17 protein-coding genes are annotated in these 18,821 nt (G+C 44.9%); 4 read left to right on the forward strand and 13 right to left on the reverse strand.

Going from position 1 to position 18,821, the window contains the following annotated elements; translation table 11 throughout:
• Window positions 1-119 precede the first annotated feature (119 nt).
• Both rimI and H9L11_RS03280 read right to left on the reverse strand, forming a co-directional pair.
• Window positions 120-575, reverse strand: coding sequence for a ribosomal protein S18-alanine N-acetyltransferase (gene rimI, locus H9L11_RS03275; RefSeq protein WP_005380122.1), 456 nt, complete (start codon window positions 573-575; stop codon window positions 120-122).
• 12 nt (window positions 576-587) lie between these two features.
• Window positions 588-986: a DNA polymerase III subunit psi gene (locus H9L11_RS03280; RefSeq protein ID WP_064376540.1), complete on the reverse strand. Its 399-nt coding sequence runs from the start codon at window positions 984-986 to the stop codon at window positions 588-590.
• Window positions 987-1,145: 159 nt separating this feature from the next.
• Between H9L11_RS03280 and H9L11_RS03285 the strand changes: the two genes are divergently transcribed.
• Window positions 1,146-1,592: a hypothetical protein gene (locus tag H9L11_RS03285; RefSeq protein WP_064376539.1), complete on the forward strand. Its 447-nt coding sequence runs from the start codon at window positions 1,146-1,148 to the stop codon at window positions 1,590-1,592.
• Window positions 1,593-1,654: 62 nt separating this feature from the next.
• Here H9L11_RS03285 and H9L11_RS03290 read toward each other — a convergent pair whose 3' ends face one another.
• On the reverse strand, window positions 1,655-2,158 hold the full coding sequence (locus H9L11_RS03290) for an N-acetyltransferase (protein ID WP_005380119.1): 504 nt from the start codon (window positions 2,156-2,158) through the stop codon (window positions 1,655-1,657).
• Window positions 2,142-2,669: an SCP2 domain-containing protein gene (locus H9L11_RS03295; protein ID WP_005394645.1), complete on the reverse strand. Its 528-nt coding sequence runs from the start codon at window positions 2,667-2,669 to the stop codon at window positions 2,142-2,144. The genes H9L11_RS03290 and H9L11_RS03295 overlap by 17 nt, the downstream gene beginning before the upstream one ends.
• A gap of 363 nt (window positions 2,670-3,032) precedes the next feature.
• On the opposite strand from H9L11_RS03295, the gene H9L11_RS03300 reads away from it, so the two are divergent.
• From H9L11_RS03300 to H9L11_RS03310, 3 genes are all read left to right on the forward strand, one after another.
• Window positions 3,033-5,072, forward strand: coding sequence for a bifunctional diguanylate cyclase/phosphodiesterase (locus H9L11_RS03300; protein WP_005380112.1), 2,040 nt, complete (start codon window positions 3,033-3,035; stop codon window positions 5,070-5,072).
• Window positions 5,073-5,205: 133 nt separating this feature from the next.
• Window positions 5,206-6,219 (forward strand): peptidase U32 family protein, encoded by a 1,014-nt coding sequence (locus tag H9L11_RS03305; protein WP_005380110.1) that lies wholly within the window; start codon window positions 5,206-5,208, stop codon window positions 6,217-6,219.
• A gap of 20 nt (window positions 6,220-6,239) precedes the next feature.
• On the forward strand, window positions 6,240-7,118 hold the full coding sequence (locus H9L11_RS03310; RefSeq protein WP_005380107.1) for a U32 family peptidase: 879 nt from the start codon (window positions 6,240-6,242) through the stop codon (window positions 7,116-7,118).
• Window positions 7,119-7,171: 53 nt separating this feature from the next.
• Here the strand turns inward: H9L11_RS03310 and H9L11_RS03315 are convergent, their stop codons facing one another.
• The 9 genes from H9L11_RS03315 to nusA form a co-directional block, all read right to left on the reverse strand.
• Window positions 7,172-8,518: an MATE family efflux transporter gene (locus H9L11_RS03315; RefSeq protein ID WP_064376537.1), complete on the reverse strand. Its 1,347-nt coding sequence runs from the start codon at window positions 8,516-8,518 to the stop codon at window positions 7,172-7,174.
• A 124-nt stretch (window positions 8,519-8,642) separates the two neighbouring features.
• Window positions 8,643-9,065 carry a MarR family transcriptional regulator gene (locus H9L11_RS03320; protein ID WP_005380103.1) on the reverse strand — a complete coding sequence of 141 codons (423 nt, stop codon included), beginning with the start codon at window positions 9,063-9,065 and terminating at the stop codon, window positions 8,643-8,645.
• A gap of 99 nt (window positions 9,066-9,164) precedes the next feature.
• The gene (gene nlpI / locus H9L11_RS03325) at window positions 9,165-10,085 is read right to left on the reverse strand and encodes a lipoprotein NlpI (RefSeq protein ID WP_005380101.1); all 921 of its coding nucleotides are present in this window, start codon (window positions 10,083-10,085) and stop codon (window positions 9,165-9,167) included.
• A gap of 178 nt (window positions 10,086-10,263) precedes the next feature.
• Window positions 10,264-12,399, reverse strand: coding sequence for a polyribonucleotide nucleotidyltransferase (gene pnp / locus H9L11_RS03330; protein ID WP_005380098.1), 2,136 nt, complete (start codon window positions 12,397-12,399; stop codon window positions 10,264-10,266).
• Window positions 12,400-12,691: 292 nt separating this feature from the next.
• On the reverse strand, window positions 12,692-12,961 hold the full coding sequence (rpsO, locus tag H9L11_RS03335) for a 30S ribosomal protein S15 (RefSeq protein WP_005380094.1): 270 nt from the start codon (window positions 12,959-12,961) through the stop codon (window positions 12,692-12,694).
• A 141-nt stretch (window positions 12,962-13,102) separates the two neighbouring features.
• Window positions 13,103-14,056 (reverse strand): tRNA pseudouridine(55) synthase TruB, encoded by a 954-nt coding sequence (truB, locus tag H9L11_RS03340; protein WP_017820421.1) that lies wholly within the window; start codon window positions 14,054-14,056, stop codon window positions 13,103-13,105.
• Window positions 14,056-14,451 carry a 30S ribosome-binding factor RbfA gene (gene rbfA, locus H9L11_RS03345; protein ID WP_005380087.1) on the reverse strand — a complete coding sequence of 132 codons (396 nt, stop codon included), beginning with the start codon at window positions 14,449-14,451 and terminating at the stop codon, window positions 14,056-14,058. Before rbfA ends, truB begins: the two co-directional genes overlap by 1 nt.
• A gap of 114 nt (window positions 14,452-14,565) precedes the next feature.
• Window positions 14,566-17,277, reverse strand: coding sequence for a translation initiation factor IF-2 (infB, locus tag H9L11_RS03350; RefSeq protein ID WP_005380086.1), 2,712 nt, complete (start codon window positions 17,275-17,277; stop codon window positions 14,566-14,568).
• A 22-nt stretch (window positions 17,278-17,299) separates the two neighbouring features.
• A complete protein-coding gene (gene nusA / locus H9L11_RS03355) occupies window positions 17,300-18,787 on the reverse strand; it encodes a transcription termination factor NusA (RefSeq protein ID WP_005380084.1) in 1,488 nt (495 codons plus the stop codon).
• Window positions 18,788-18,821 lie beyond the last annotated feature (34 nt).

The raw sequence follows: 18,821 nt of genomic DNA on the forward strand, positions 1-18,821 counted from the left end.
CAGCGCCACACAAAGAGATGTAAAAATTCAAAAAATTGTTATTACATATTCAAAAGCCTCGAATCCGGATACGCATTTAAAGCATAAGTGTTGATGAGGTAATTAGTAACGGCCTAAAACTAACTCAAAAATAAGTAACTCATGATAATGGCGTCTTCCTTACCATTTCCCGATTTAGCTGGGTAATAGTTGTAACGACGGTCCACTTCATTAAAACCTGCTTGCTCATAAATATGGATAGCTGGGTGATTACTTTCACGCACTTCTAACCAAGCACTCTCTGCTTTGGCTTGTTCACAGTATTCAATAAACGCGTCCAGCAATTTTTGCCCTAGCCCTCTGCCCTGTTGAGAAGGCGCTACTGCAATATTTAATAGTGTCACTTCTCCAACAATATTCTGTCCATAGAAGTAACCAACCACTTGAGAGCCTTCCAGCATCACATGATGGCAAGCACCGCGACTGGATAAGTCACGAACCAAAGATTCGGCCCAAGGGTGAGAATGTGCTTGCTGCTCGATTTGCCAAACTTGGTCGAGGTGCTCTGCACGCATCGGCGTAATTTCAATTGTCACGCATTAGCTCCGTTAAGAGTACGAACAGATTTGTTGCCACAATGCGCGGCGCTGTTCGTTATTACCATCAATATCTTGTAATAGTGGCGAGACCAGGTGCTTTGCCTTGATGCTTTGATCAGCCTCACAGCCTGCAAACCACACCCACTCTAGCTGATGTTCACCCAGCATGGATAAGCGCTCAGGCTCTAGGTGTAGCGCATCATCAAGCGTGAGCTTAATGCTTTTTAATACGCGCTCAAACATCAATGCCGTCTCGTTTTCTGGACATATTGGCGATACCAATAGGAGTTTACATGAACTTTGCAAATCCAATAATGGCGATTGATAGCCTTCCAGTCTTTCAGGGTGTACCAGCTCCCATGTGCTGATCCCCATTTCACGTAAATACTGTTTCTCGTTAATTGACATTTTCCGTCACCTATTTGAACGAGGGCAATCCTATCAAATTATCGCGATTATACCTAAAGGACTTCAAGGAACACCTGAACACAATGAGATGGTTTGGATATTCCTGAACATAGCGTTTTGCCAACGGCCACACATTGGGTATGACATATGAGGTACATTATGAAATTCTTAAATACGCTACTACTTTGCACACTGGTAGCCGCCACCAGCGTGAGTGTTTTTGCTAATAACAGCGATGAGTGGGAGCTGATTGCAACGAAAACCGTTAACTTTCATACAGAAACAGATACCGTGACACCAAATAGCCTATTCCGAAACCGAAGCTTCAGTAAAATAAAACTAAAATGTGTGCAAGGAACGGTAGACATTAATGGTTTAAAAGTCGTCATGACAGATGGTAGTGAGAAAAAGCTTTCCTCTATGGGCGTACTAACAAGCGGATTGTCGACTCGTGCCTGGAGCCTTCCAGGTACAAAAGAAGCCAAGCTAAAACGGATTGAAATGACTTACAGTAGCTGGGGAAGCACAAAACTTAGCCTGCTAGGGGTAAGTAAAAAAGCGAAAATAGAGGTCTGGGGCAAAAAGAAAAGTAACCAGTCATCCTAACCTCCCTATCTCAGTTTTCAGTGAATAAGAAAGAAGCCCACTTAGTCGTGGGCTTCTTTCATTTACAGTTCAGAGAACTCTGGCGCATAGTCTATGCGTCCGGAGCGTCCAGCACATTGACCTTCGACCAACTCTGCGACTCGAAATGCACCTTTAGGGACATCCCAAGCACATTCAAAGCCCATCTCGTCGCATGATTGAAAACCCTGGCGCGCGTAATAATCAGGATCGCCCAACACCACACACACTGGGTAGCCAAAATCACGCAGTGAATCAAAACCTTCTTTGATCAACTCTGCAGCGATGCCTTGGCGACGGTAATCTTCATGAACAGCTAATGGCGCTAGCCCTTGCCATGACAAATCTTCACCATTTAAGGTCACAGGGCTAAATAAAGCATGGCCTATCACCTCTCCCTCATCTGTACACGCGACTAAGGAAAGCGTGAATTTGCTGTTTTCGCGCAAACGCATCACAAGCTCAGCTTCAGCTTCCGTCGGGAAGGCGTGTTTCAATAAGCGGTCAATGGTAAGAATGTCCGCTGGGGCTTCAGTTCGAATAAGCATTCGCTACTCCGGTTGGTTGTGCAGGCGCTTGAACTCCTTTCTGAACAAAATCAGCCAATTGATTCAAAGCGACTTGCATTGCTTTCGGTAACTGCTCTAAGTCGACACTGTCCATTAAGTTTTTCACTTCTAAGCCAAGCTCAGTATCACCTTCAATTGAAAGGCGACGTTGGAAGAACAGTGTGTCAGGGTCTTCTTTACGACCAGCAATCAGTACTAGGTCGTTTAGATTACCACTAAAACTCACATCTTCCTGAACTGGTTTTTCAGCTACCACCAATTTTTCGTCTTGATAGCTGATGTACCATGCTAAGTTCAAGTCTTTAATCGCAACTTTTAACCACTTGTCTTCAAGGAACTCAAAGTCACCATCTTCCAAGGCTTCTTTAAACACCATTTTTAGCCCTTCCAGCAACGCTTTTTGCTGAATTGGCTGTGGTAATAACTGGACTGGAGAACGCAAAATATTAGCTGCGTTCTTTACTAGTTGACTGCGAATCTTGTTTAACACGTTCATTATCCGTTACTTTGTCATTAGGTTGCTTATATTAAGCAATCGTGGCGATGAGATTACTGTTATGTATCAATAAAGTGCTTATTTTAGATTGGTGGTTTATTGCTCACTAACGCTTCTTTTTTTGAACTTACGTGTATTATTGATGCGAACAGGTGGATAAACACTTTTACAACCGTATTTTCAAAGTTATAGTTATCTGAGCGTATCCATGTGATTGTCGACTGCACAGCTAAAACCGCGAGCCCTTTAATGGCAGGTAACACTTTAGCTTGGTGGTAGACCGCCGCAGGCTTATCAGGGTGTCGCTTTTTATACACGGACGAATAATCTGGCTCATTGGAGATCGGTAATACCCTAATGCCTTCCCAGCAATTAAAACATTGGTTTGCCACGCTAACCTCAAATAGCCCTTTCTTCTTTGCCATTCTTGATAAAAAACACAATTATCGAATGGTAAGTGACCGTTACTGCGATATCGCAGGTTTAAGTCATGAGGAAATCGTCGGCTTAAACGATTGCCAAGTGCTGGGTGAACAGTTTTATAAGAAGCTTGCACCATACTATCAGCGCGCGTTCAAAGGGGCACATGTCGAAGCCGAAATCACGCTCGATGAAACCGACCTTGAAACCAGTCTTCACTTTAGTCTTTCGCCAGTTTTTGAAGGTAACGACATTCGCTTTGTTGTTTTTCACGCTGTCGATACTTCAGAAAAGCAGATACTCGTTCGCTCCTTAGAAGAGTCCGAAAGTAAGTTTGCGAAGTTAACACAACTGCTACCAGACGGCTTACTGCTTATCGAAGATGATATTGTCATCTCTGCGAACCCCGCATCAGCGCGCCTTCTCGGACTTAACTCTCCTCATGAATTGTTGGGCGAAGAGCTAAGTCGTTTATTCATCGATGAAAACAGTAAAAAGGTATTTAGTCATCGATTGAGTACATTAATTTCTGACAAACCTTTTGTCTGCTTAACCAGTGCAAGATGCGGCTTTGAACGGAAAGTTCAGCTACACGCGGATTCCACGGCGATATTAGGTAGCGAATCTCAAATTATCCTAATCCAAGATGCTGATGATGCGCCCAAAAACCTGTCTTCTGCATCGAATGAAGACATACACATTGACTCGCTCACCAAACTCTACAACCGCTTTGGCTTCACCAAACGTTTGGAACAGCTGATCAAAAAGCAAACACCGCTTCTGGTGTTCTATTTGGATATCGATAACTTCAAAAACATTAATGACTCACTTGGTCACCATATTGGCGATAAAGTGATTCAAGAGGTATCGGCCCGTCTTAAACGGTTACTACCAAACCAAGCGATTATTGGTCATTTGGGTGGCGATGAGTTTGGCGTCATTCTGCCGGAGCCAGAAAACACCCGCATGGCTGAAATTTTGTCCGATCGCATTATCTCGTTGATCAACCAACCTTTCGACTTGCACCACTTCAGTAAACGCCTTGCCTGTTCAATTGGTAGCGTTCGATACCCTGAAGACGGACAAGATGCGCGAATCCTACTACAAAATGCCGATACTGCGATGTATGAAGCCAAAGATCGTGGTAGAAATCGTCTGATCAAATTTAACGATCAAATGAACAAAGAAGCGCGTATGCGTTTGTGGCTTGAAATCGAACTGCAAAAAGCATTGCAGCAGAACGGTTTGGAAGTGTGGTATCAACCTAAGGTTAACGCGCGAGACTTCAGTATCAACGGCGCAGAAGCGCTCGTTCGTTGGAAGCATCCAGTCGAAGGGTACATTAGTCCTGGCTCATTCATTCCTGTCGCCGAGCGCGCTGGGTTAATCGAACACCTTGGACGTGTCGTGATGCGTGATGTTTTCAATACGGTAAAACGTTGGAAACAACAGGGCATACTGCCAGGCCGTGTCGCCATCAACCTCTCTCCCGAGCAATTTGGCAACCCACAGCTGATCGACTTTATGGAAAAGTTGCTTCGCACTACCGAGCTTGATCCAAGCTGCATTACCTTCGAGCTAACCGAAAGTGCCGTGATGAGTGATAGCGAACATACACTGCAAATGTTGAATGCGATTAAAAAGCTTGGCTTCGCTCTCTCTATCGATGACTTTGGTACCGGCTACTCTTCTCTTTCCTACTTAGCGCGTTTCCCTATTGACGAGCTAAAAATCGACCGCGCTTTTATTAATGATATAGACACACTACCGAAACAAGTCACTGTGATTGAAAACATCATTAATCTGGGTAAGTCGCTCGACTTAACTGTCGTTGCCGAGGGGGTGGAAACCCACCAGCAAGCTACTTTGCTCTCTAACCTTCAATGTAATGCGATTCAAGGATTCCATTTTTATCGCCCACAGCCAAAACACGAAATTGAAGAGCTGTTTGTACAGAATCGTCGTCACAAGAACTAACCCCGACCCGATACCCTTACTCGCAAGGGGTAAATATCGACTTTATTGAGCTAAACCTAACTTAGGTCAATTTCGCTATTCATAATTCTTCATAAAATGCGGACACCTTTTTATTCTCAATGATTGTGAGCATATGGAACTCTTGTGTCCCGCGGGTAACCTGCCTGCGTTAAAAACTGCGATTGATTGCGGTGCCGATGCCGTCTACATTGGTTTCAAAGATGATACCAACGCCCGTCACTTTGCTGGCCTCAACTTTAACGGCAAAAAGTTAGAAAAAGCGGTGCAATACGTTCATGACCGCAATAAAAAAATTCATGTCGCGTTGAATACCTTCGCTCATCCCAATGGCTTCGAGCGCTGGACGAACGCAGTAGACAATGCAGCGGCACTGGGTGTAGACGCGCTGATTGTTGCAGACATTGCAGTGCTGGAGTACGCGGCTCGCAAATATCCCGATCTGGAACTACACCTTTCAGTGCAAGCATCAGCGACCAACGTCGCAGCCATTGATTTTTACAAACAAAACTTCAACGTAAAACGGGTAGTGCTACCCCGCGTTTTATCGATTCATCAGGTCAAACAGCTCTCACGCAACATCACTAGCGATGTCGAGTTAGAAGTCTTTGCTTTTGGTAGCCTTTGCATCATGTCTGAAGGTCGCTGCTACCTATCGTCATACATGACAGGCGAGTCTCCAAACACTGTGGGAGCATGCTCTCCAGCTAAGTACGTTCGCTGGCAAGAAACAGAAAATGGTCTGGAATCCCGCCTTAACGACATTTTGATCGATCGCTACAGCACCGGTGAAAATGCGGGCTACCCTACCTTGTGTAAAGGCCGTTTCGAAGCAGAAATCGAAGGCGAGAAAAAACGCTACCACGCACTGGAAGAACCAACCAGTTTGAACACCCTCTCTATGCTGCCAGAACTATTTGCTGCAAATGTGGCGTCTGTAAAAATTGAAGGTCGCCAACGTAGCCCAGCTTACGTAGAACAAGTCACTCGAACATGGCGAGCCGCGATTGACCGTTACCAAGCAAACCCAGAAGCTTATCAAGTCGAAGCGGCTTGGGATGCCGCATTGGCAAACGTGTCTGAAGGTACGCAGACCACACTTGGTGCTTATCACCGCAAATGGCAGTAGAGGTTAAGATGGATAATTCAATGAAATACGCGCTTGGCCCGCTGTTGTACTTCTGGCCAAAACAAGACATCGAAGCGTTTTATGAACAAGCGAAATCAAGCTCCGCGGACATCATCTATCTTGGGGAAACCGTATGCTCAAAACGTCGAGAAATGAAGCCTTCGCATTGGCTTGAAATAGCAAAAGAGCTGTCTGCATCTGGCAAGCAAGTGGTGCTATCAACAATGGCACTACTAGAAGCTCCGAGTGAAGTAAACATAATGAAGAAGTACATCGACAACGGTGACTTCGCGATTGAAGCAAATGACGTATCTGCTGTTCAATTGGCATCAGAGCATAAAGTGCCTTTCGTCGTTGGCCCTGCAATCAATACTTATAACGCACACACGCTCAACTTATTTTTGAAGCAAGGTATGATGCGTTGGTGCATGCCTGTCGAGCTCTCTCGCGAATGGTTAAACGATACTTTGGTTCAGTGTGACGAGCTTGGTATTCGTAACAAGTTTGAAGTTGAGGTATTTAGCCACGGTTATTTGCCTTTAGCATATTCCGCTCGCTGTTTCACAGCCCGAGCTGAAAACCTAGCGAAAGACGATTGCGAAACCTGCTGTATCAAATACCCTACGGGTATCCAGGTCAGCAGCCAAGAAGGACAAGAAGTCTTTAACCTTAACGGCATTCAAACGCAATCAGGGTATTGTTATAACCTGATCAATGACTTACCAAGTATGCAAGGCCTAGTTGATGTGGTCCGATTAAGCCCTCTCGGTGTGAGTACACTTTCTGAGTTAGAGCATTTTCGCTCAAACGAGCACGGCGACAACCCTGAAAAACTTGAAAGCCGCCAATGCAATGGCTATTGGCATCAGCTAGCTGGCTTAGAAGTAAAAAACATTTAGCTCCCCAAAAAAGAAAAGCGAGGCCCAACCTCGCTTTTCTCTATCAGCCATTGTTAACAGGCTTGCACTGTTGGCTCAGCCGAAGTTTCATTAAGCAGCTTTTTCACATCTCGCCACAACATACTGATCACGACCAAACTCAATGCAATGTTAGATAATGGGAAAGCTAACCAAATGCCTGTCACGCCGAAAAGTTTCGGCATAATGAATAAGAATGGCAACTGGACCAGCATGTTGCCTAGTGTTACAAACATAGCTTTGCTGCCTTTGTTTACTGATTGATAGTACGCGGCCGCCACAACTAAAAAACCATCTAAGAACAACGCAAACATGTGTAAACGAATCCCGATCACAGTGCTATCAATCAACTGTTGGTCAGCATTATTAAACACCGCAACCAGTTCGTACGGGAAAAGGTTCATCAAAACAACGAACGCCACCCCACCAAGCACAGATGTCCCCATCGCGACCTTTAATAACTTTCTGATGTTCTCCTGATTACGTGCACCGTGGTTGAAGCTCACTAAAGGCTGCATACCATTCGCAATTCCTTCGGCTATCAGATAGTAAACCGTCACGATGTACCCCAAAATGGCGTACGCTCCGATCAACATTGCACTTCCGTATTGAGCAAATAACGCGTTGTGCAGTGCCACCATCACAGAGCCGTAGGCGTACATAAAGAAACTTGATGTACCTATCATGATAATCTTTGGTGCAGCATCAACCTGAACTTTGAAGTCGCGGATACGAAGGCGTAATGTTGCTTTTGAAGTAAAGAAGTAACCAATACCGAGCACAGTGACCACTAATTGTGCAAGTGCAGTGGCAATAGCGGCTCCGGTTAACTCCCACTCCAACCAAGCAATAAATACGTAGTCTAATACGATGTTAATAACGGCACCGATGACCATCAAAATCGTTGCTAAGTTCGGGCTGTCGTCATTGCGTAACAGAAACGGAACTGCGATAGAACCCAACGTGAATACGCACGCGACAATCAGAATATGCAAATATTGCAGCGCAAGTTCAAACACTCGCCCTTCCGCACCTTGCCAGCGAATAAATTCATCCGAAAACAAGAACAATATTGTAGCAACGACCGGCATCAATGCCGCTAACAACGTCAATCCGGTCGTTAGGATTCGCTTAGCGCCTTCATGATCGTTCTCTCCTTGCTTGATCGAAGTCAGCGCGCCAGTCCCCACCCCAATCATTATTCCTATACCGAGGATCGAACCGATAATAGGCCACGCAACATTGATCCCAGCTAATCCGTCAGCGCCAACATAACGGCCAATAAAAATGCCATCAACTATTTGATACAAACCGTTTACGAGCATTGCTGCGACGGTTGGAATCGTATATTTCCAAAACTGTCTATAAATTGAGTTTTGCATGACTGTCACCAGTAGTTAGCAAAGCTAACCATTTAATTAGCAAGACTAACTAAATGGTTAAATTAAATAAAAGAAAGATGAAACAACAAAAACTAAACCATACAGCTGAGGCCTTTGCTTTAGTTTAAAATGACTTATTACTCAATGCTTTATTCAATAAAGCTTGTAACTGTTCAGCTTCTTGCTGATTTAATTGTTGCATCATTTGGTCAGAGATATCTTTGTACACTACCTGCTCCAAAGACATTTTTTCTGCGACTTCTTCCGTAAGCAACACACGCTTAGCACGAGCATCCTCATTACATGCGATGCGTTTCACCAAACCCTTTTTTTCCAAACGCACAACCATTGTCGATGCGGAAGGCTTAGTCACTTGCAGCTCTTCTGCAAGATCGGTTATTCGCACACCCTCAGGGTAAACCTGAATCACACGTAAATAATCGAACTCATTAAAGCTTAGATGTGATAATGGATCTTCTTTGGCATAGACACGCCAAGCTTTGGCGCAAAAACGCTCTAAATCAATCAAGCTTTCTTCTAATGCCATAAAAGCCACCACCACTTAGTTAGCAAGACTAACTATTTTAAATGAGTCACTCATCAAGTTCAATCATAAAAAAAGCCGCTCTCATCGAGCGGCTCTAAATCATTCAATTTCCAGCTTCTTGGCAGCCTTTAACTTGGCCAATCTATCTTGCTGTAATTGATCGTAAATTTGCGCCAACTCCAAGAAAGAATAGCGATGCTCAACATAATCGTAAACGTTGAACGAAATCGCGAGCTTATAAAGTGAGATGGCACTTGCGATATCACCTTCAAGCTGATTACGCTTTCCAAGGTAGAAATACGTTTCCGTCAATCGTTCAGCTAGGCGATAGTTCTCTCTCGTTCCATCCATAATTGCTTTAAGCGCGTCTTCGTCCGAGACGTCTCGTAGCATGATGGCAACAAGAACCCATCCCCACTCTTCACTACGATCTCGTAAATAACGCTGTTGAAGATTGGCTTTTGCTTGCTCTGGATTTTGCTCAGCTTCGATGATGTACAGCCATAATGAACGAAAAGGATCCGTTGGCATTTCTTGATAATGCTTGGTCATATCTTCTAAAGCGAGATCGATTCTGCCACCATAATACAGTGCAATCGCACGGTTGCGCTCAGCATAGGTATTATCAGGAGCCAACTCTATGGTCGAGTCAAACGCTTCATATGCCGCATCAAACTCTCCTACTTGGGTAAAGTATACTCCCAAAAGATTGAAGATGTCCGGCTGAGCAGGATTCAACTGCAAAGACTGGTTAAAGTCCAAACGGGCAAGATCACGTAAACCAACGCTGTCGTAGTAGCTACCGCGCTCATAATGCATTTTAGCGCGCACTTCATCACTAAGGTCGGGACGTTGTAGCAACTGCGAGAGACGCGCGATTTGTACTTCTTGTTGAACACTAGGCTGAAGTGGCACCGCCATCGGTGGATATAACCACTTTTGTGCTGATTGTTGAGAAGTATTTGCACAACCGGTCAGCGCGATAGCAACACATAAAATTGCGGTTTGAAACCATTTCACTAATTGATACTCCTGTTTGGACCGCTCAAGATTTATTTCTCTTAATGCAATATAGGCGATAACCTCGTTTGAGGTTAATACATCGAAACAAACCAAAAAAGGGGAGCGAAAATGCTCCCCTTTTATAACATGCTTTCAGGCCCTTAATCTAATAAAAGGCTGAAAGTCTCATTTTGTCTTACTCGTCTTTAGCAGCTGGTGCTTCAGCAGCAGCTTCTTCAGCTGGCTTTTCTACCGCTTCTTTCATGCTTAGACGTACACGGCCTTGGCGGTCGATTTCAAGAACTTTAACTTGAACTTCTTGACCTTCAGCTAGGTAGTCAGACACTTTCTCTACGCGTTTTTCTGCGATTTGAGAAATGTGTACAAGACCATCTTTGCCTGGAAGAACCGTTACGAATGCACCGAAGTCTGCTAGACGTGCAACTTTACCTGTGTAGATACGGCCCACTTCAACTTCAGCAGTGATCTCTTCGATACGGCGGATAGCTTCTTTCGCAGCAGTGCCTTCAGTTGCCGCAATCTTGATAGTACCGTCGTCTTCGATTTCGATAGTTGTACCAGTCTCTTCAGTTAGAGCACGGATAACTGCACCACCTTTACCGATAACGTCTTTGATCTTCTCAGCGCTGATCTTCATCGTGTGAATACGCGGAGCAAATTCAGAGATGTCTTCACGAGCACCAGAGATTGCTTCATCCATTACAGATAGGATGTGCTTACGTGCGCCTTGAGCTTGGTTAAGCGCAATTTGCATGATTTCTTTAGTGATGCCTTCGATCTTGATGTCCATTTGAAGTGCAGTGATACCAGTGTTAGTACCTGCTACTTTAAAGTCCATGTCACCTAGGTGGTCTTCATCGCCAAGGATGTCAGAAAGTACAACGAAATCGTCACCTTCTTTAACAAGACCCATTGCGATACCAGCAACAGATGCTTTGATTGGCACACCTGCGTCCATAAGTGCAAGAGAAGTACCACATACTGAAGCCATTGAAGATGAACCGTTAGATTCAGTGATTTCCGATACAACACGTACTGTGTATGGGAACTCATCAACAGAAGGCATTACTGCAGCAATACCACGCTTCGCCAGTTTACCGTGGCCGATTTCACGACGCTTAGGAGAACCTACAAAACCAGTTTCACCTACACAGTATGGAGGGAAGTTGTAGTGCAGTAGGAAGTGATCTTTACGCTCACCAGTTAGCTCATCGATGATTTGAGCATCACGCTGAGTACCTAGCGTTGCAGTAACGATCGCCTGAGTTTCACCACGAGTGAATAGCGCGCTACCGTGAGTACGAGGAAGAACACCAGTACGTACATCTAGTGCACGAACCATGTCTTTTTCACGGCCATCGATACGAGGGTTACCTGCAATAATACGGCTACGTACTACTGTCTTCTCTAGATCATGGAAGATAGTGTGGATTTCTTTTGTGTCTGCTTCAGGATCTTCAGCAAGAAGAACTTCATTTACTTCCGCAGCGATCTCATGGATGCGGTCGTAACGAGCCATTTTCTCAGTAATTTGGTAAGCTTCAACAAGTTTAGCTTCTGCTAGATCAGCAATCTTATTTTTAAGCGCTGTGTTCTCTTCAGGAGCAACCCAATCCCAAGCAGGAGTTGCAACTTCTGCTTTGAATTCGTTGATAGCTTGAATAGCAACTTGTTGTTGGTCATGACCATAAACAACCGCCGCTAGCATTTCTTCTTCAGTTAGGTTGTCCGCTTCTGACTCAACCATCAGTACTGCTGACTCTGTACCTGCAACAACAAGGTCAAGCTTAGAAGTTTCTAGTTCAGTTTGGCTAGGGTTAAGTACAAGCTGACCATCGATATGACCAACACGCGCCGCACCGATAGGGCCGTTGAATGGAATGCCAGAGATAGCAAGAGCAGCAGAAGTACCGATCATTGTAACGATATCTGGCTGAACATCTGGGTTTACAGACATTACTGTCGCGATAACCTGAACTTCGTTTTTAAACGCGTCTGGGAATAGCGGACGGATTGGACGGTCGATTAGACGAGCTGTTAGCGTTTCGCCTTCAGAAGGACGACCTTCACGTTTGAAGAAGCCGCCTGGGATTTTACCCGCAGCGTAAGTACGCTCTTGGTAGTTAACCGTTAGTGGGAAGAAGTCTTGACCTGCAACGGCTTCTTTTTTACCTACAACAGATACGAATACAGACGTATCATCCATTGTGACCATAACTGCTGCTGTAGCTTGACGTGCAATAACGCCAGTTTCTAAAGTAACTGTGTGGTTACCGTACTGGAACGTTTTAACAACTGGTTTTTCGAACATTGTTATTCCTTGTTTCTAATCTTCCTTTAGTGCTTAAAGAAATCTTAGATGTGTTAATTGACACTCAAGGCATTACGAATCGCGACTAGTAAAAAGAAACTCGGAAATTCCTTTTGAATAGTCGCGACCTTTTGGTCGACGTGGTTGACTGTAATGCTATGAGCTTTTGAGAAAACCTCTTACAAGGTTTAGCCGCCAGTATTATAACGGCATAAGTCTAATTTGGCTAAATTTAGGCAACAAAAAAGGGGCATAAAGCCCCTTTTTAGACAAACTGCTATGCAGTCGCTGATTAGCGACGTAGGCCTAGACGTTTGATTAGGTCTTGGTAGCGAGCTAGGTTTTTACCTTTTAGGTAATCTAGAAGCTTACGACGACGAGAAACCATGCGTAGAAGACCACGACGGCTGTGGTGATCGCCTTTGTGCGCTTTGAAGTGACCTTGTAGGTGGTTGATAGAAGCTGTAAGTAGAGCTACTTGAACTTCTGGTGAACCAGTGTCGCCTTCGCCTTGTGCGTATTCTGCAACGATTGCTGCTTTAGTTTCTGCATTCAGAGACATAATTCTCTCCTAATAAGAGTAGGTTTAAAGTTGTAGCAGCCAATCTCTGATTCAGCCGCTACGCGAAGCGAGGATTATAGGGAAATTTCCTATCTCGTGCAATATAAAAATACCGACACTCAGGTCGGTATTTTCAATCATTTACTTGGATGCAACGTCATCTCGGAACACGACCAATCGCTTAGGAGCGATTTTGCCATCTTCGTTCATTTCGCCAACGCCAATAAATAAGCGTTCTTCACCCATAGTAAGGCGAAGTGAGCCCTCTGTCGGAGCACCAAATACTTGAACGGGCTGCCCATGTTGGACCATATCCGCCAGTTCAGGCACCAAGTTGACTTCTGGTAAGTCTTCTACCGCTGTATCCATTGGCAAAAGTAGCGGGTCCAGTAGTTCTCGAGGCGCTCGTTCCTCGCGGTGAGCTTGCTCTAGCAACTCATTTAGTTGCTCAAGTGTTACCATATTCTCGTAAGGGTATTTAGCCACACCAGTACGACGAAGCATAGTTACGTGCGCACCACAACCTAACATTTCGCCCAGATCATCAACGATAGTACGAATATAGGTACCTTTAGAGCAGTGCACTTCCATCTCTACTTCATCGCCTTCAAAACGGTGAAGAACAATCTCATATACCGTGATCTTACGAGATTCACGCGGAACTTCGATGCCTTTACGAGCGTATTCATACAAGGGTTTACCTTGATACTTCAACGCAGAGAACATGGAAGGCACTTGATCAGATTCACCACGGAACTGATCGATGCACGCTTCTAGCTTGTCTAACGTAACATCGACTGGACGCGTCTCTACAACTTCACCATCCGAGTCAGACGTATTGGTACGTTCACCCAGCTTTGCGATCACGCGGTAGCGTTTATCAGAATCAAGAAGAAACTGAGAAAATTTTGTCGCTTCACCCAAGCAAATTGGCAGCATGCCTGTCGCTAATGGGTCCAAGGCTCCAGTGTGGCCTGCTTTCTCGGCAAAGTAGATTCGCTTTACTTTTTGCAGTGCATCATTGGAAGAGATACCTGTTGGTTTGTCCAACAGTATAACGCCATTAATTGGACGACCTTTACGACGACGAGCCATTATTCTTCGTCCTCACGACCAGAATCTTTTTGCTTTTGTTTGTCTGAACTAACGACTTCAGACACTAGGTTAGACATACGCATACCTTCAACAAGCGTATTGTCATAGTGGAAGCGGATTTCTGGCGTTAAACGTAGACGAATACGCTTACCTAACATCATGCGAATGTGCACTTCGTGCTCACGTAGCGCTGCTAGACATGATTCAGGTGTTTGCTCACCCACACATAGGAAGGTCACAAATACTTTTGCGTAAGCTAGGTCACGAGAGACTTCTACGTCTGAGATCGTCACCATGCCAAGGCGAGAGTCACGAACTTCACGTTGAAGGATCATCGCTAGTTCTTTTTGCAGCTGCTGTGCAACGCGCTGCGTGCGGCTAAATTCTTTTGACATATCTTTACTCTTATATAGAAAGAATGGGGGGTTGGTCAAAGCCAGCCCCCCATGGTGTATTCAACAACCAATTACTACTTATCTTTCAAAGACAATATTAGTAATTTTAGTCAATTAGTCTAGAGTACGTTTAATTTCAACGATTTCGAAGACTTCGATTTGGTCACCAACGCGAACATCATTGTAGTTCTTAACGCCGATACCACATTCGTAGCCATTCTTAACTTCTTGAACGTCATCTTTGAAACGACGCAGTGACTCTAGTTCACCTTCGTAAATAACAACGTTATCACGTAGTACACGGATTGGGTTGTTACGCTTGATCACACCTTCTGTAACCATACAACCAGCGATAGCGCCCAGTTTCGGTGACTTAAACACGTCACGAACTTCAGCAAGACCAATGATCTCTTGCTTGAATTCTGGAGCAAGCATACCGCCCATTGCTTGTTTCACTTCGTCAATCAATTGGTAAATGATTGAGTAGTAACGTAAGTCAACAGCTGCGGCTTCAACAGCACGACGAGCAGAAGCATCTGCACGAACGTTAAAGCCAAGGATGATTGCGTTTGAAGCTTCCGCTAGTACTACGTCAGTTTCCGTAATACCACCAACACCAGAACCAACGATGTTCACTTTAACTTCGTCAGTAGATAGCTTAACTAGTGAGTCTGCGATTGCTTCTACAGAACCTTGAACGTCTGCTTTAAGTACAACGTTAAGTTCAGCAACTTCACCAGCAGTCATGTTAGAGAACATGTTCTCTAGTTTAGATTTCTGCTGACGAGCAAGTTTCACTTCACGGAACTTACCAGCACGGTAGTTAGCTACTTCACGCGCTTTACGCTCGTCACGAACTACTGTTGCTTCATCACCTGAAGATGGTACACCTGAAAGACCTAGGATCTCTACAGGGATAGATGGGCCAGCCGAAGTAATTTCTTTACCTAGCTCATCACGCATTGCACGAACACGGCCGTATTCTTGACCACAAAGAACGATGTCGCCTTTGTTTAGTGTACCTGATTGAACAAGTACTGTTGCAACTGGACCACGACCTTTATCTAGGCGAGATTCAACAACAACACCAGATGCCATGCCTTCAGCTACAGCTGTAAGTTCAAGAACTTCAGACTGAAGAAGGATTGCTTCTAGAAGACCATCGATGTTTGTACCCTGTTTAGCAGAGATGTGAACGAACATGTTCTCACCGCCCCACTCTTCAGGAATAACGTCGTATTGAGCAAGCTCGTTCTTAACGTTATCTGGGTTCGCGTCTTCTTTATCGATCTTGTTCACAGCAACAATTAGAGGAACGCCTGCCGCTTTCGCGTGCTGAATCGCTTCTACTGTTTGTGGCATTACGCCATCGTCTGCTGCAACTACAAGAACAACGATATCTGTCGCTTGAGCACCACGAGCACGCATTGCAGTAAACGCTGCGTGTCCAGGAGTATCAAGGAACGTGATCATGCCGTTGTCTGTTTCAACGTGGTACGCACCAATGTGCTGAGTAATACCACCCGCTTCGCCAGAAGCAACGTGTGTGCGACGGATGTAGTCAAGTGTTGACGTTTTACCGTGGTCAACGTGACCCATGATAGTAACAACTGGAGCACGTGGAACTGCTTCCGCGTTAGTGTCACGGTCAGATAGTACCGCTTCTTCCAGTTCGTTCTCTTTACGAAGAACTACTTTATGGCCCATTTCTTCAGCAACAAGTTGTGCTGTTTCTTGGTCGATCACTTGGTTGATAGTCGCCATAGCGCCCATCTTCATCATTACTTTGATAACTTCTGTCGCTTTAACCGACATCTTGTTAGCAAGTTCTGATAGAACGATCGTTTCGCCAATTACAACGTCTTGCTTAGCAACCGTTGCTGACTTATCAAACCCGTGCTGCATTGAAGTCGGCTTAGCAAGTTTGCCCTTACGACCTCTACCGCCACGTTGGTTGTTACGGCCACCGCGAGCTTGGTCGTCTTTACCCGAAGCTGCTTTTTTCTTCTTACGACGACCGCCTTCTACTTTGCGATCTGCTTCATCTTCGGCTTCACGTGCGTATTGTGAAGTCGTTACATGGTAATCTGTATCTTCCATATCACCCTTTTTCTCTTCTGCAGCAGACCAACGCTCTTTATTCTTTTCAGCCAATTCGCGAGCTTCTTCAAGCTTGCGCTGACTTTCCTCTTCAGCCTTACGCTTAGCTTCTTCTTCCTGACGACGTTTAAGCTCGTCGGCCTCTTTTCGCGCTGCTTCTTGCTTAATTTTCTCTTCAGCATCACGCTTTGCTTTTTCTTCAGCATTACGTTGTGCATTCGTATCTACGTCTCGCTTCGCTTTTTCTTCAGCTTCACGTTTCGCTTTTTCTTCCGCTTCACGTTTTGCAGCTTCTTCAGCTTCACGTTTCGCAGCTTCTTCAGCTTCACGTTTTGCAGCTTCTTCTGCTGCACGTTTTGCTGCTTCTTCTGCTTCACGTTGTGCTGCTTCTTCAGCTTCACGTTTCGCTTCATCTTCAATTGTGCTGCGCTTCACGTATGTACGTTTTTTGCGCACCTCAACCTGAACATTCTTACTCTTACCACCACCCGCGTTCACACTAAGTGTACTACGAGTTTTACGCTGAAGCGTAAGGCGAGTCGGCTCTGAATCACCTGATTTATCACCGTGTTCTTTCTTTAAATGAGAGAGAAGCTTCTGCTTCTCTTCATCAGTAACATTGTCAGAGCTCGCCTTTTTAATGCCAGCGTCAGCAAGTTGTTCAATCAAGCGGTCGACTGGCGTACCAATCTCATCACTCAGTGCTTTAACTGTTAATTGTGTCATGCCGCTTCCTCCTTGCCGAAAATTATGCTTCTTCGCCGAACCAACAGATGTTACGTGCGGCCATAATTAGCTCACCTGCACGTTCTTCGGTCAGGCCTTCGATACCTTCTAAATCGTCAATACCTTGGTCAGCAAGATCTTCCAGTGTCGCTACACCTTTCGCTGCCAATTTAAATGCCATCTCACGCTCAAGACCTTCAAGTGCAAGTAGGTCCTCAGCTGGTTCTAGACCTTCAAAAGACTCTTCTTGTGCTAGTGCGATCGTCGTTAGTGCATCTTTTGCACGTCCACGAAGCTCTTCGATTAGTTCTTCATTCAAACCATCGATTTCTAGTAGCTCGTTAACTGGCACGTATGCGATTTCTTCTAGCGTTGAGAAACCTTCTTCAACAAGAAGTTGAGCGAAGTCTTCTTCAATATCTAGGTACTTCATGAAGTTTTCAATAGATGCTTGTGATTCTTCAGCGTGTTTCTTCTGAAGATCAGCAACTGTCATAACATTCAGTTCCCAACCTGTTAGTTGAGATGCTAGACGCACGTTTTGACCGTTACGACCGATAGCTTGCGCTAGGTTGTCAGCTTCAACTGCGATGTCCATTGAGTGTGCATCCTCATCAACGATGATAGAAGCAACATCAGCTGGCGCCATTGCGTTGATAACGAATTGAGCTGGGTTATCATCCCAAAGCACAATATCGATACGCTCCCCACCAAGTTCGCCAGAAACAGCTTGTACACGTGCACCACGCATACCAACACACGCACCTACAGGGTCGATACGTTTGTCATTTGTTTTGACAGCGATCTTAGCGCGAGAACCAGGATCACGTGCCGCGCCTTTCAACTCGATAATATCTTCTGCGATTTCAGGCACTTCAACACGGAACAGTTCTGCCAACATTTCTGGCTTAGAACGAGTGATGAACAATTGGAAACCACGTGCTTCAGGCGCGACTTTGTAAAGAAGGCCACGTACACGGTCGCCTGGACGGAAGTTTTCACGAGGAAGTTGGTCATCACGCAGGATTACCGCTTCAGCGTTATTACCAAGATCAAGCACGATTGTGTCACGGTTTACTTTTTTCACGACACCAGTGATTAGATCACCTTCATTGTCGATGAACTGTTCAACGATTTGTGCGCGCTCAGCTTCACGAACTTTTTGTACGATAACTTGCTTAGCAGTTTGAGTCGTAATACGGTCAAACGTTACTGATTCGATTTCGTCTTCTACGTAGTCGCCAAGCTCGATTGAGTCATCTTCGTATTGCGCTGCTTCTAGTGAGATCTCTTTTGTAGGGTTCTCAACGTCATCAACAACTAACCAACGGCGGTAAGTTACAAACTCACCGGTTTTACGGTCAATGGCAACACGTACGTCGATTTCGATTTCGTATTTTTTCTTTGTAGAAGTTGCTAGAGCAATCTCAAGAGCCTCAAAGATACGCTCACGAGGTACCGCTTTTTCGTTCGATACCGCTTCTGCTACCGCTAAAATTTCTTTACTCATTGTATTTAGCCTCTAAGCTTAAACTTTTTTAGGG

Origin of the sequence: Vibrio sp. sp1 (genome assembly GCF_016920955.1) — a bacterium.
Classification (GTDB): domain Bacteria; phylum Pseudomonadota; class Gammaproteobacteria; order Enterobacterales; family Vibrionaceae; genus Vibrio; species Vibrio alginolyticus.